Origin of the sequence: Bradyrhizobium sp. WYCCWR 13022 (assembly GCF_030435535.1) — a bacterium.
GTDB lineage: Bacteria > Pseudomonadota > Alphaproteobacteria > Rhizobiales > Xanthobacteraceae > Bradyrhizobium.
Map to the genome: position 1 here is coordinate 311814 of NZ_JAUIZJ010000002.1, position 13708 is coordinate 325521.

15 protein-coding genes are annotated in these 13708 nt (G+C 64.0%); 3 read left to right on the forward strand and 12 right to left on the reverse strand.

The genetic code is table 11. From position 1 onward, the window contains the following. Positions 1-72: 72 nt before the first annotated feature. The 3 genes from QY049_RS02450 to pxpB are packed head-to-tail and all read right to left on the reverse strand — an operon-like array spanning position 73 to position 2636. Positions 73-843 (reverse strand): LamB/YcsF family protein, encoded by a 771-nt coding sequence (locus tag QY049_RS02450; RefSeq protein WP_301268773.1) that lies wholly within the window; start codon positions 841-843, stop codon positions 73-75. 27 nt (positions 844-870) lie between these two features. Further along, positions 871-1908, reverse strand: coding sequence for a biotin-dependent carboxyltransferase family protein (locus QY049_RS02455; protein ID WP_301268774.1), 1038 nt, complete (start codon positions 1906-1908; stop codon positions 871-873). After that, positions 1905-2636 (reverse strand): 5-oxoprolinase subunit PxpB, encoded by a 732-nt coding sequence (pxpB, locus tag QY049_RS02460; RefSeq protein WP_194475872.1) that lies wholly within the window; start codon positions 2634-2636, stop codon positions 1905-1907. The genes QY049_RS02455 and pxpB overlap by 4 nt, the downstream gene beginning before the upstream one ends. 246 nt (positions 2637-2882) lie before the next feature. Between pxpB and QY049_RS02465 the strand changes: the two genes are divergently transcribed. Both QY049_RS02465 and QY049_RS02470 read left to right on the forward strand, forming a co-directional pair. Beyond that, on the forward strand, positions 2883-3581 hold the full coding sequence (locus tag QY049_RS02465; protein ID WP_194475873.1) for a ribonuclease activity regulator RraA: 699 nt from the start codon (positions 2883-2885) through the stop codon (positions 3579-3581). 17 nt (positions 3582-3598) lie between these two features. Beyond that, on the forward strand, positions 3599-4003 hold the full coding sequence (locus QY049_RS02470; RefSeq protein WP_194475874.1) for a cupin domain-containing protein: 405 nt from the start codon (positions 3599-3601) through the stop codon (positions 4001-4003). 63 nt (positions 4004-4066) lie between these two features. Here QY049_RS02470 and QY049_RS02475 read toward each other — a convergent pair whose 3' ends face one another. The 3 genes from QY049_RS02475 to QY049_RS02485 all read right to left on the reverse strand — a co-directional run bounded on the left by QY049_RS02475 (position 4067) and on the right by QY049_RS02485 (position 6449). Next, entirely contained in the window at positions 4067-4423 is a 357-nt protein-coding gene (locus tag QY049_RS02475) for a hypothetical protein (protein ID WP_301268775.1), read from the reverse strand. A 176-nt stretch (positions 4424-4599) separates the two neighbouring features. Beyond that, on the reverse strand, positions 4600-5511 hold the full coding sequence (locus QY049_RS02480; protein ID WP_301268776.1) for a DUF2147 domain-containing protein: 912 nt from the start codon (positions 5509-5511) through the stop codon (positions 4600-4602). Between the two features lie 155 nt (positions 5512-5666). Further along, on the reverse strand, positions 5667-6449 hold the full coding sequence (locus QY049_RS02485; protein WP_301268777.1) for a transporter substrate-binding domain-containing protein: 783 nt from the start codon (positions 6447-6449) through the stop codon (positions 5667-5669). A gap of 114 nt (positions 6450-6563) precedes the next feature. Here QY049_RS02485 and QY049_RS02490 point away from each other — a divergent pair, with 114 nt between their 5' ends. Then, a complete protein-coding gene (locus tag QY049_RS02490; RefSeq protein ID WP_301269253.1) occupies positions 6564-7061 on the forward strand; it encodes a DUF1993 family protein in 498 nt (165 codons plus the stop codon). Between the two features lie 61 nt (positions 7062-7122). On the opposite strand, the gene QY049_RS02495 is transcribed toward QY049_RS02490, so the two are convergent. From QY049_RS02495 to QY049_RS02520, 6 genes are all read right to left on the reverse strand, one after another. After that, entirely contained in the window at positions 7123-7599 is a 477-nt protein-coding gene (locus QY049_RS02495; RefSeq protein WP_301268778.1) for a hypothetical protein, read from the reverse strand. 170 nt (positions 7600-7769) lie between these two features. Then, complete coding sequence (locus tag QY049_RS02500; RefSeq protein WP_194475879.1) at positions 7770-8759, reverse strand: hydroxyacid dehydrogenase; 990 nt, start codon at positions 8757-8759, stop codon at positions 7770-7772. A gap of 36 nt (positions 8760-8795) precedes the next feature. Then, the gene (locus QY049_RS02505; protein ID WP_301268779.1) at positions 8796-9896 is read right to left on the reverse strand and encodes an ABC transporter ATP-binding protein; all 1101 of its coding nucleotides are present in this window, start codon (positions 9894-9896) and stop codon (positions 8796-8798) included. A 20-nt stretch (positions 9897-9916) separates the two neighbouring features. Further along, the gene (locus tag QY049_RS02510) at positions 9917-10822 is read right to left on the reverse strand and encodes a carbohydrate ABC transporter permease (protein WP_194475881.1); all 906 of its coding nucleotides are present in this window, start codon (positions 10820-10822) and stop codon (positions 9917-9919) included. Then, positions 10822-11760 (reverse strand): carbohydrate ABC transporter permease, encoded by a 939-nt coding sequence (locus QY049_RS02515; RefSeq protein WP_194475882.1) that lies wholly within the window; start codon positions 11758-11760, stop codon positions 10822-10824. Before QY049_RS02515 ends, QY049_RS02510 begins: the two co-directional genes overlap by 1 nt. Before the next feature lie 144 nt (positions 11761-11904). Continuing rightward, complete coding sequence (locus tag QY049_RS02520) at positions 11905-13245, reverse strand: ABC transporter substrate-binding protein (RefSeq protein WP_258761589.1); 1341 nt, start codon at positions 13243-13245, stop codon at positions 11905-11907. Between the last annotated feature and the right edge of the window lie 463 nt (positions 13246-13708).

Genomic DNA, 13708 nt, shown 5'->3' on the forward strand with positions numbered 1-13708 from the left:
CCGCGCTGTCCGCCGGCGGTGGCCTTCGACTGTGCATGGGGTTGTTTTCGCGATTTGAGCAGCGCGCGGACCTCACGACCCGCGCCTGAACGGCGCGACCTCGATCCCCGCATCCTTCAACGCCTGACGCAGCGCCCGCGCGATCTCGACCGCGCCATGCGTGTCGCCGTGGATGCACACCGTGTCCGTGCGCATCTTGATGACCTTCCCGGTGACCGACACCACCGCGCCGTCCTGCACCATGCGCACCACGCGATCGGCAATGACTTTCGCATCGTGCAGCACCGCGCCGGGCTTCTTGCGCGAGACGAGGTTGCCGTCGTCCTCATAGGCGCGGTCTGCGAACACCTCGTGCACCATCGGCAAATTGGCTTCCTCGCCGGCCTTCACCAGTTTTGAATTGGCCAGCACGACGAAGATCAGGCTGGGGTCGACCGCCCTGATGCCGGCGGCGATCGCCTTGGCCGTCATGTCGTCCTCACAGGCGACGTTGGAGAGTGCGCCATGCGCCTTCACATGCGTCACCTTGTGGCCGGCCGCAGTCGCGATCGCCTGCAGCGCGCCGATCTGGTAGGCGACGAGGTTCTCGATCTCGGACGCCTTCAGGCCCGCGATCGGATGGCGGCCAAAACCGTGCAGGTCGCGATATCCGGGATGCGCGCCGACCGAGACGCCGCGCGCCTTCGCCAGCTCAACCGTCCGCCGCATGATGTCGGGGTCGCCGGCGTGGAAACCGCAGGCGACGTTGACCGAGCTTGCGAGCTCGATCATCGCGGCGTCGTTGCCCATCTCCCATGCGCCAAAACCTTCGCCGAGGTCGCAATTGAGATCGATCGTCTTCATGGTTGCTCTCCGCCTTTGGTCCTGTGTCTAAGGCTCCGCCGTGACCTGCCAGGTCCCGGCATCCATGGCGCTCACGGCATAGCCCGCGACGTTGGCATCGCTCAGCGCCTCGATGTTGAGGTCGACCGTGTCGGACGAGCGCAGGCGATCGGGCAGGGTGCGGATCAGCTGTTGAAAATTGCGCGCCTCGTCCTGTGCTTCGGCCATGGTGACGGCCTTGAAGCGGAACGCCGTGCCCGCCGAGGTCTGTGCGAGGCGACCGACATCGGCCGTGATCACGGTTGCGATCTTGGGATAACCGCCTGATGTGCCGCGGTCCATCATCAGCGCGATCGGCGATCCGTTGCCGGGCACCTGGATGCTGCCGTTGACGGTGCCGTCGGAGACGATGTTGTGGCCGTGCAGATGCTTGATGGCGGGGCCTTCGAGCCGGTAGCCCATGCGGTCAGACGTCGCCGAGATCCTCCATTCGCTGTCCAAAAACAGCGCCTTGTTGGCGTCGTCGAACTCGTCGTCCTGCGGGCCCAGCACGACGCGGATCGGACCGCTCGCAGGCTTCGGCAGTTCGATCCGCAACTCCGGCACGCCGCTCGCGGCGTCGACCGTAAACTCGTCGCCGGCCTGAAGCGGGCGCGGGTAGGGACTGCCGAGCCCGGCGCGGGCATTCACCGCGAGGCTGCCGAACACCTCTTCGCCCTTGATGGCGCCTTCGATGGCCAGATAGCTGAACGCGCCGCCGCGGGCAAAGCCGAGCGTCAGGGTCTCGCCGTCCTTCAGCGTGGCGGATGAATCCATCGGCACCGGTTTCCCGGCAATGTCGGCATTGCGCGGCGCGCCGGAAATCGCGACGCGCACGGCGCCGTCCTTGGCCGTGAACGTCGCGCCGAACGGGCCGATCTCGACAGCGGCTGCGAACGGCGCGTTGCCAACGAGCGTGTTCGCCGCGGCCAGCGCCAGCCGGTCCATCGCGCCGCTGACCGTCAGCCCATAACGCTGCGCGCCCAGCCGTCCGCCGTCCTGGACGGAGCTTGCAGGACCGATGGTGCTGACGACGAGCCGGCTCATGCGTCGACCCGCTCGGCGATGATCTCGCCAGCCTCGGCGGCGCGGTCCTGCTCCTCGAACGTCTTGTGGTCGATGGCGAAAAACGTCACGCGATCACCGGGTTCGGTGAGGAATGTCGGATTCCGGTGGAGCTGATAGGTCCGTACGGGCGTACGGCCCAGCAGGTGCCAGCCGCTCGGCGCGGCCAGGCACTGGATGCCCGCCTGGATGCCGCCGATCGAGATCGTGCCTGCCGGCGTGAACAGCCGCGGGCTCTCGCGCCGCGACATGTGCAGCGATTTGTCGAGGCCGCTAAGATAGGACCAGCCCGGCGTGAAGCCGATCATGGCGACGCGATAGTCGCCGCCGATGTGCCGGGCGATGATGTCTTCGGGCGTGGTGTTCAGCGCTTTCGCGACGTCCTCGAGATCGATGCCGTGTTCGCCGCCATAGGCCACCGGAATGCGCCAGCGCCGCGCCTTGGTCGTGGGCGGCAGCTTCTGGCTGGCGATCGCAAGCAGCTTTTCGCCGAGCGCGTCGAACCCGATCTTGCCGGGATCGTAATGAACCAGCAGCGAGCGATAGGTCGGGATCGTCTCGGAGATGCCCTCGATGGGGCTTGCCGCGAGCGCCTTGTCGAGCGCGAGCACGCGCTCGTTGGCGGCATCGTCGATGGTGCGGCTGAACTCGACCGTGACGGCGCTGTCGCCGCTGGGCAGAAGGCGGGGCGGGGGAAGCGTTGCGGCCATGACCTCTCGAAATCGGTCTTGAGAAAAGCGCGGGCTCAGCCTTGAGCTCCGCGAATGCCTTTGCTTCGCGTAAATGCGCCCGCAAGTCCAATAAATTAATGCAAGGGGTGGCGATAAAGCCTTGTTATCGCGTCGCATAACAGCCCGGCAGGGCCGCATTATTGCAGGGCTTTGGGCCTTGACGGCAAGCGCCCGGCTCGCAAGATGCGCGCGTTCTTTCCTGCACCTCGGAGCTCGTTCTCGTCCATGTCGCTGTCCCCCGAAGCCCGCAAGACCCTCGCCGGCATCACCACTGCCACCATCACCACGGTCCTGCTGAAGAAGGGCCTGCGCAATGTGTGGATGCGCGGCGCGCGCCCGCTGCGCCCGGGCCTGCCGCGCCTGGTGGGACCTGCCTTTACGCTGCGCTTCGTACCGGCGCGCGAGGATCTGGCGACGCCGGAATCCTGGTCGTCGCCGATCTCGACCCGCACCGCGATCGAGGCGATGCCCGAAGGCTGCATCGCCGTGGTCGACGCCATGGGCATCACCGACGCCGGCATTTTCGGCGACATCCTCTGCGCCCGCATGGTCAAGCGCGGCGTGACCGCGCTCGTCACCGACGGCGTGGTTCGTGACGTCGAGGGAGTGCTCGGCACCAATCTTCCGGTTTGGTGTGATGGCTATGCCGCGCCGCCGTCCGTCGCGGGTCTCACCTTCGTCGGTTGGGGCGAGCCGATCGGCTGCGGCGGTGTCGCCGTGTTCCCGAACGACATCGTCGTCGCCGACCAGGACGGCTGCGTGCTGATTCCGCAAGCGATGCTCGAGCATGTGCTCAATGAAGGTGTCGAGCAGGAGCGGATGGAAGCCTGGATCGTCAACGAGGTGAACAACGGCGCGGCGCTGCCGGGCCTCTATCCCATGAACGCCGAAACCAAGGCGCGCTACGCCGCCAGCAAGAAGTAACAGGAAACGAGGACCCCATGGACATCACGCTCGCAGGTACGCGGCCGACACGCCGTGCGCCCAAGGAAAACTTCACCGGCACCGTGTTGCAGGATCCCATCAACATGGCGCCCGCGCCGGCGCGGCTGAACGTCTCACGCGTTTCGTTCGAGCCCGGCGCCCGCACCAACTGGCACCACCATCCGCTCGGGCAGACGCTCTACGTGATTTCCGGTGTCGGCCGCGTCCAGACCAAGGGCGGTCCGGTCAAGGAAATCCGCCCCGGCGACACCGTCTGGATCCCGCCGGGTGAAGTGCACTGGCACGGCGCCTCGCCTGGCAACAGCATGTGCCACATCGCCATGCAGGAAGCGCTCGACGGCGTCTATTCGACCTGGCTCGAGCCGGTCACCGACGCCGACTACTCGGCGCCGCTCGGCTAGACTGGGCCCGTTCCTGAATACGGCGCATCGCCGGAGGGCGATGCGTCACCCATCGGCTTGGAGTTATATTCGCTCCGCCGTCCACGTACCCGAGCACATGGCGCCACGCCAGGTGCCGGAGCCTGAGGTGCCGCTGAGCCGGCCAGAGCCGACGGCGCGCTTGATGCCGGTGCTCAAGGTGACGTTGATGCTGCCGGCATCCGCGACCCGGCCCGATGCGGTCACCGCGGCGCTGCTCGACGCAATCTGCCCGTTGCTGATTCCGATCGCGACGCTCGCGCCGTTGCCGCAAGTCTCGCTCGATGAGGAGATGCGGACATTCCAGGCGCCGTCGAAGGCAGAGCCCGCCGCATCCGCCTGCGTGAGCGGGACGACGATGGCGACGATGGTGGCGAAGAGACTCTTGCGAAAACCGTGCATGACACGCCCCGTGGGTTGACTATGCGGGGATCGTGTCACGGGCGCGGAACCAGCGATGTGAGGACAGTCACGCGCGCCACGCTCGCTGTGAGATGACTCACATCGCGATAGCGTCGCGGCAGACTCAAAGCGGCCGGATGACGGACCCCTGTCTGTCTCGCGCGACGCGTTCTAGTCTAGTTCACACGCGTCCAGGTCTGGCCGCCGCAGAACATGCCGCCGAAGGCGCAGCCTTGCACGCGCAGGCGGTCGCCTCCCTTCAACGTGATCGTGGAATCGTAGGTCGAGCCACTGTTGGGATCGAGGATGCGGCCGGACCATTTCAGGTCTTTGCCGGGCTTCATGTTGATCAGGACCTGTTCGCCGTTCTGGTTCGATTTGCTGTCGACCGAATAGCCGCAGAGGTTGTTGCCGCATTGCTCGATGCGAACCTTGCCTTCCTTCTCCTCGGTGAGCCAGACGCCGAGCGGTGAATTGAGGTCGCGTGTCGGCGCGGTTGCCGGAGGTGGCGGTGAGACAGCGGCGGCCTGAACGGGAGCCGGGGCTGGCACCGGTGCAGGTGGCGGAGGTGGCGTCGGAGGCACCGCCGCCACGGTCGGAGCTGGTGGCGGAGGTGGTGCGGGCGGCGCGGGTGGGACCGCGGCGACCGTCGGGGCCGCACTCGGAGCAGGTTGCGGTGGCGGCACCATCGCATCGTCAGCCGGCGCAGTGCTGGCGGTTGCTGCCGGAGCAAGTTGGGGCGGTGCGGAAGGAGGTGGTGCTGCGGCCGCGGGGGCAGGTGCCGCAGGCGCTTGTTCTGTAGCGGGTGGCACGGCAACAGGAACTGGAGCCGGCGGCGGTGCTGTCGGCGTTTGCGGATCGACCTTGGCCTGTTGCGGCGCCTGCGGTTCGGTCTTTGGAGTCTGCTTGGTGTCGTTTTTGGCCTTCTTGGCCTTGCCCTGGCCGGTGTTGTCGTACACGCCGGGAATTTGCACCGTGCCGCGGTCGGGATCGATCCGGATGGTGCGGCCACCATACTCGAACGTGTACTGAGCGTGTGCTGCGGTGCTTGCCAGAAGGAATGCGGCCGTGGCCAACAGCTTCCTCATTTCCATCTCCCGAACAGGTGGTCCCCACGCCGAGGCTTACGCCCCGGTCGGATCGCGAAAAGTGATCCAGATCACTGTCACGGTATGAGTCGTCCACCAGCGGTTCCGGGTTCAATGCACCGGGAAGCCCCCAAGGTTTGGCGGCGGACGACGCTCTAGTCGAACCACGCGGCGTAGATCTTCTTGTAGCTGCCGTCCTCCATGGAGATGTGCAGCCACTGGTCGACGAAGGCTTTCAGAGCCATGTCGCGCTGGAGCCAGTAGGCCTTCTCGGAGAAGTCGAACGGCTTGTCCGGGTGCACCGCGCACAATACGCCGGAATGCTGCTTCTGCTGGTAGCGGGTCTCGGACGCGTCCGTCATCATCAGGTCGGCGTTGCCTTTGGCGATCTCGTCGAAGATCCGGGTATTGTCGGGGAAGACCGTGATGTCGGCGTCCTTGACGTTGGCGCGCGCAAAACGCTCGTTGGTCCCGCCGGGATTGACGATCACGCGGGTGCCTTTCTTGTCGATGTCGGCGAGCGTCTGGTACTTGGCCGTGTCGGCGCAGCGCGCGATCGGCGTCTTGCCCTCGCGCATGATCGGAATTGAGAAGAAGCCCTTCTTCTGGCGATCGAGCGTCACAGAGACGCCGCCCATGGCGATGTCGAACTGGTCGGCCTCGAAATCCTTCATCAGCTTGGGCCAGGCCGTCGGCACGAACTCGACCTTGACGCCGAGCGCCTTGCCCAACGCCTCCGCCATGTCCACGTCGAAACCAGAGAACTGCTGCGTGGTCTTGTCCAGATAGGTGAAAGGCTTGTAGTCGCCGGTCATGCCGACACGCAAGGTGCCGCGCTTGATGATTTCGTCGAGGCGCGAGGGGGCCGGCTGCTGCGCGTAAGCCGAGAGGTTTGCCAGCAACATCACGGCCAAGGCCGCCAGGATTCGAACAGTCATCTCTTTTCCACCCAAGTGCGAGCTGTCATTGTATGGCTCGTGAGACGTGGATTTAGACCAGATGCCCGTTTCTGGCGAGACGGAATTGAAAGGAATCGTAGAGTGACAATCTCGATGTACGAGGCCTCGGTCGGCCTCTTCGTGCCTTATCTGCGCAACCTGTCGGTCCTGCTCGACAAGGGCGTTGCCTATGCGGAGACCCGCAAGTTCAATCCCGCGGTCCTGCTTGGAATGCGCATGGCGCCAAACATGTACGATCTGGCGCAGCAGGTCGGCGAGGCTTGCCGGCACGCGACCGTCGCGCCGGCCTTGCTGGCCCAGTGCGAGCCCGTCGCGCTGCCGCCGCTGGAGCACGACATGGCCGGGCTTCAGGCGCGGATCGCCACCTCAATCGAGTTCATCGAAAGCCTGCCGCGTACCGAGATCGATGCGGCTGCGGAGCTGAAGGTCTTCTTCAAGCTGAAGAACGGGACCGAGCTGCCGTTCACTGGGAGGACGCTGCTGCTGACGAACAGCATCCCGCAATTCTTCTTTCACGTCACGACCGCGTACGACCTGCTGCGTCACGCCGGCGTCGAACTGGTGAAGAAGGATTTTCTGGGGCGGAAATAGAGTTCGGTGTTTACCTCTCCCCGCCGGGGAGAGGTGTACGGAGGGGTCGGCAAAAAGAGTCTCAAGCTTCGCCCTTGCGTTCGTAGTCGGCAAGCGAGCTTCGGCCGGCGATCTCGCTGCGCAGCAGCTCGAAGCGCTTGTTCGCCTCGTTCTCGTGTTCGTCGACGAAACGCACCGCGGCCTCGCTCGTCATCGGGCCGCTGATCACGGGGGCGGACTGCTCACCGATGGTCTCGTGCACGTAATACTGGCCGTCGTCGCCGCGATGGACCGTCCATTTCAGGCGGATCGCCACCATCGGGCCGGGGCCGACCTTGCTGTAGCCGTCGGCATCGGTGTGGTCAGGGACCAGCGGCTGCTCTTCGACCACTGGATGCTCTTCGGACACATGATGCTCGTCATGCTCGTCTGCGACCGCATTGTCATCGGCGGCCGCCGTTTCCGCATCGCCGTCGCGGACGACCTGAAGCGGCTCGGGGTGATCCAAAATGCTTGCGATGGTCGCCAGCGCGTGGTCGGTCGGGTCGATCTCTGACAAGGGTCCATCCTCCAGCTCGACGCGGCTGGCAAGTCTGTCCCACTGCCGCCGCGGCCGGCTACATTACGCGGGTTTGATTAAGGCTGAGTTGGGGCCCGATCTGCACCAAAATGGGACGCATTCTGTCCGTCCGAAGGCGGACAGATCGACTGTCCGCTCCCGGATTTAGCTCAGCCCAGCACGTCCTGATTGATGATGTTCTGCCTGATGGGATCGCCGTCCAGAACACTCAGGATGTTGCGCGCGGTCTGCTCGCTCATGCGGCTGACGGCCTCGACGGTCACGCCCGCGACGTGCGGGGCCATGATGACGTTGGGCAGCGCGAACAGCGCATTGGAGACCGGCGGCGGCTCGACCTCGAACACGTCGATGCCGGCGCCGGCAATCTTGCCGGAGACGAGCGCATCGTACAGCGCCGCCTCCTTCACGATGCCGCCGCGTGCGGTGTTGATGAGATAGGACCTTGGCTTCATCCGGCCGATCCGCGCCGCGTCGAACAGTCCGACGGTCTCAGGGGTCTTCGGGCAGTGGATGGTGACGAAGTCGGCGCTCGGCAGCGCGGCGTCGAGGTCACTAACGGGCTCGCAGCCGGCGGCCTTGATGTCGGCCGCTGGCTTGTAGGGGTCGTAGACCTGTACGCTCATTTCCATCGCCAGGCAGCGCCTGGCGGTGCGGCTGCCGATGCGGCCGAAGCCGATGATCAGCACGGTCTTGCCGTAGAGATCGAACGGCAGCATGCTGAGCCGCTCGGCCCATTTGCCGTCCTTGACACAGGCGTGCATCTCGTTGGCGCGCTTGGCCAGCGTCAGCATCATGAACAGCGCCTGCTCGGCAACCGAGGGCGAGTTGGCGCTGCCCGCGACCATCAGCGGCACTCTGCGGCGCGAGAGGGCGGGCACGTCGACGGCGTCGTAGCCGACGCCGATGCGGGTGACCACCTTCATGTCCTTGGCGGCGTCGAGTTCGGTCTCGCCGAATGCCGTAGCGCCCAGCGCCACGCCATGAACCGGCGCATGGCTCTTGAGCAGGGCCTCGAAATCCTTGGCGGAGATCAGGTTCGCAAACTCGACGAGTTCGATATCGTCCCGCTGGGTGAGGAGGGCGCGTGCCCCTTGCGACAAGGTTTGTGTAACGAAAATCTTCTTCTTGTTGGTCGCCATCGCTCCCTGCCTGCTAGCGCTTCTTGGATCACGGCGTCACAGCACGACGCCGGTCTCCTCGTTTAGCAGGTGCATGTTGTTGAGGTCCATCGCCAAACGCATGGGAGCCCCGTCCTTGGCGCCGGCATTGGGATTGACCCGGCCGCAGACCGGCGTGCCGTCGAGGCCGAAATAAACCAGCGTCTCCATCCCCATCGGCTCGGTGACGTCGAGTACGGTGTCGAAGGTCTCGACGCCGGGATCCAGATGCGCATGCGCCTCGGTGAGATGCTCGGGGCGGATGCCGAGCAGCAGCTTGTCGGTGCGCGGCAGCGCGTTGTAGCGTGCGGCACGCGCCGGCGGCAGCGGAAAGGCGATGCGGTCCGTGAGGCGGATCTGCAGCGCGCCGCCGGCATCCTCGAGGCGGCACGAGATGAAGTTCATCGCGGGCGAGCCGATGAAGCCCGCGACGAAGCGTGTCGCCGGCTTGTGGTAGAGCTCGTTCGGTGTGCCGATCTGCTCGATCCGTCCCTTGTTCATCACCACCACGCGGTCGGCCAAGGTCATCGCCTCGACCTGGTCGTGCGTGACATAGACTGTCGTGGTGCGCACCTTCTGGTGCACCTTCTTGATCTCGATCCGCATCTGCACGCGCAGCTTGGCGTCGAGATTGGACAGCGGCTCGTCGAACAGGAACACCTTCGGATTGCGCACGATGGCCCGGCCCATGGCGACGCGCTGGCGCTGGCCGCCGGAGAGTTGCTTCGGCTTGCGGTCGATCAGATCGGTGATGTCGAGCAGGCGCGCGGCCTCCGTCACCCGCGCCTTGATCTCGTCCTTGGGATAGTGCTTCAGCCGCAACCCGAACGACATGTTCTCTGCGACCGTCATGTGCGGGTAGAGTGCGTAGTTCTGGAACACCATCGCGATGTCGCGGTCCTTCGGCGGCACGTCGTTGACCACGTCGCCCCCGATCATGATGTCGCCGTCGCTGATGTCCTCGAGTCCTGCGATCATACGCAGCGTGGTCGATTTGCCGCAGCCGGAGGGGCCGACCAGAACGATGAACTCGTGGTCGGAGATATCGAGATCGATGCCGCGCACCGCTTCGACATCGTCGTAACGCTTGATCACCTTACGCAGGGAAACGTCGGCCATTGCACTTCAACCTCTCGCTCTCAACCCTTTGTCGCGCCGGCGGTGAGGCCGGCAATGTAGTAGTCCATCAGGAAGGCGTAGATGATCAGCGGCGGCGCGGCGCCGAGCAGCGCGCCGGTCATGATCTGGCCCCAGTTGAAGACGTCGCCCTTGATCAGCGTCGTGGTGATGCCGACCGGCAGCACCAGCTGGTCCACCGACGTCGTGAACACGAGAGGATAGAGGAACTGGGCCCATGACACCGTGAAGGCGAAGATCGTCGCCGCGATCAGACCTGGCAGCGCCACCGGAATGAAGATGCGCGTCAGCGTCTGGAGCCAGGAGGCACCGTCAATCAGCGCAGCCTCATCCAGCTCCTTCGGAATCGAGGCGAAATAGCCGATCATGATCCAGGTACAGAACGGCACCGTCAGCGTCGGATAGACGAACAGCAGCACATACCATCGGTTGAGCAGCGTGATGCCGGTCAGGTCCTGGATGACCCCGAGCGTCTTGAACATTGGAATGAACAGCAGGCTGTCCGGGATCAGATAGGTGAGGAAGACGCCGGTGGCGAGCGTCGCCGAGCCCCAGAACTTCATCCGCGCAAGCGCAAAGGCGGCGGGGATGCTGATCAACATGGTGATGATCACGACCACGATCGCCACGATCGACGAGTTCCAGAAGAAGCGCAGGAACTGGTTCGAGGTCAAGAGCTCCACGTAGTTCGAGAGCGTCGGATGAAACACCCACCACGGATTGGTCGCCGCCGATATCTCCGCGCTGCTCTTGAGCGAGGTGATCAGCATGTAGACCGGCGGCGTCAGGAAGAAGATCGCAAACAGAACCAGGAAAAAATAGGACCAGCGTAGCGCCCAGGCGCGATCCCTGCTCATGCTGCCGAGCTTGCGGGTTGGCCCGGCCTTGTCGATTGCCATCGTGCTCATCAGGCTTCGTTCCCGCGTTTGGTGATGTCGCGCAGGATGAAGATCGCTGCGACGGCGAGGATAGGTACCATGAACAGCGAGACGCAGGCGCCGAGCGGGATGTCGCTGCTCTGGATGCCGACCTGGAACGCCCAGGTCGCGAACAGATGCGTAGTATCCAGCGGACCGCCCGAGGTCAGGATGCGCACGATGTCGAAATTGGCGAAAGTCACGATCAACGAGAACAGCGTCGTGATGGCGATGATGTTTCGCATCATCGGCAGCGTGACGTACCAGATCTTCTGCCACCAATTGGCTCCGTCGATCGCGGCCGCCTCATAGAGCTGGTCCGGAACCGATTTGAGCGCGGCCAGGTACATGATCAGGAAGAACGGCGCGCCGTACCAGACGTTGACGAGGATGACGGAGAAGCGCGCCCAGAAGGTCTCGCCGAGCCAGGGGACCGGACCGACGCCGAAGAAGGACAGCGTGTAGTTGAAGGCGCTGTAGGAGGGGTCGAACAGCCAGAGCCAGGCCAGCGTGCTCATCGCGGGCGGAATCACCCAGGGCACCAGCAGCATGCCGCGCCATTTGCGCTGCTTCTTGCCGGGAATGTTGTGGACGAAATGCGCGACGATGAAGCCGATCAGCGCCTTGAAGATCACGGCGGTGATCGCGAAGATGCAGGACTGCTTCACCACCATCCAGAACGTTTCGCGCTTGAACAGGAAGGTGAAGTTGCTCAGCCCGACGAATTTCGTCATCGCCTTGTTCAGGGTCGCCAGATAGAGAGAATAGAACGCGGGATAGAGCACGAGCAGCGCGATCAGGAGGATCAGCGGTAGCGTCAGGAAGAACGCCACGGTCGATTTCCGACCCAGCATATTGCGCAGACCTCTGCCTTTTCGCGGGCGCGCGGAGCTGACGAGGCGACCTTGCTCAACGACGACATCGGCCATGGGAGGAAAACCTCTGAGTCTTGCAGACGGATGGTTCAACGCCAAAGCCGGCGACCGGTCGGCTTGTTGTGATGTGCGCAGGCTGGGAGCGGGGCCTTGGCAGTTCACGCGAGAACGCATGAACCGCCGTGGCACACACCCGGCTCAGCTCCGCATGAAGCCTTCGCACTCGCCCTCGGCCCACGCGAGCGCGGTCTCCATCTTCTCGCCTTGTGCATAGCGCAACACGAGCTTCGTCAGTGTCGCCTGGAAATAGATCTGCTGCGCTATCTTCGGCGGCGCGGGCGATGCAGCGATCGACAGTGTCTGCTGTTTGTAGGGATCCGGGTAGTGGAACAGCGTGCCCTTCGGGGGGCCTTCCTCCGCCCAGGTCTTCAGCTTGGTCATGTTCGCATAGGCCGGGAGATCATAGCCGCCGCTCGCCACGACGAATTTTTCAATCGCTGCGGGCGAGGACATATGGACGAGCAGGCTCTTGGCCGCCTCCTTGTTCTTGCCGAAGCTCCAGACGCCCCAGAAGTAGGGGAGGAACGGCGCGAAGCGTCCTTTCGGCCCCGACGGGAAGCCATGGGTCCAGCATTGTTCGGCAACCTGGGGCGCATCGCGCTTGGCGACGGCCCAGGCGCTCGGCGGATTCATGATCAGCGCGCCGCGGCCCGAGATCAGCCATTTGTTGTTGGAGGCATCGTCCCATGACGGCGCGTCCGTCGGCAGAACGGCGATCAGCTTCTTGTAGTACTCCATGGCCTGGCGAACCTGGTCGGTCTTGACGGTGATGTCGCCCTTGGCGTTGACCAGCTGAGCCCCGAACGACTCGAAGATCGCGCCGGCGGTATCGACACTGTCGGTGGTCTCGCCCAGGCCGATGCCGAACGGGAAGCCGCCCTTCTGGCAAGCTTCCGCGGCCTTGAGGAAGGTCTCCATCGTCCAGTTGTCGGCCTTGGGCGCGCTGCCCGCCGGATACATTTCCTGGACGTCGATATTGGCGAACTTCTTCATCAGATCGATGCGTGAGCAGGGACCCTTGATCTGGCTGCCCGGCGTCGCCGGCACTGCGAGCCATTTGCCGCCCGACTGTGCGAGATATTTGACGGTGCCGTTCACCTCGCCGTTCTGCTTGATGAGCGGCTCCATGACGTCGTTGAGCGGCTCGAGATTCTCGGAATAGGCGTGCGGCCACCAGCTTGGCATCTGAAGGATGTCGTGACCGGACTTCGCTTGCGCTTCGGCCGCCGCGGTCAATTCGATCTTCTTGTTGTTGCTGGTGATGTAGTCGATGGAAACCTCGACCTTCTCCTTTGCCGCCCATTCGTTGACGAGATCGGTCGAAGCCTGGTTGGCGCCGGGCACCCAATGGTCCCAGAAGCCGATCGAGAGTTTGCCGGCGGCGTAAGCGCCCCGGACATAAGGCGCTGCGATCAGCGCCGTGGAGGACATTGCAGTGGCAGCCACAAATTGACGTCGCGTCAGTGTCTTGCGTGACATCTCGTTTCCTCGCCTTGGTGTGCTTTATTGTTCTGTCGTTTCCTCTGAATTTCCAAGTTTGCTTTTTTTGCTTTTGTTGTTGGTCGTTTCTTATTGGCGCCGTCGGCCCTGGCGGCAAATCACGCGGGACGCGGCAAATTGGTAGCGCGATCAGATCATGATTGATTGCGTCTGTCGAGAAAGCCGAATGGCTTGCCCTCTAGAACTAACGTTGTGTACCGAAAGACCGCAGCCTCTATCGGTGATGGGCGATTGTTCTTATTGCGTCGCACACTGCGAAGCGCGCCGGCCAAGAAGTGGCCAAGAACGGTCAGTGCGCAATTACGCCGCAGTTCCGAATGAGCCTGCGCCACCGCTTCGCGGCCGAGACCTTTCAAGCCAACACCCTTTCAAACGGGGACAGCGATGGTCCGCGCCTAGACCTCGGCGCGGCGAAAACAGTAGAGTTGCAACCGGCAGGAGG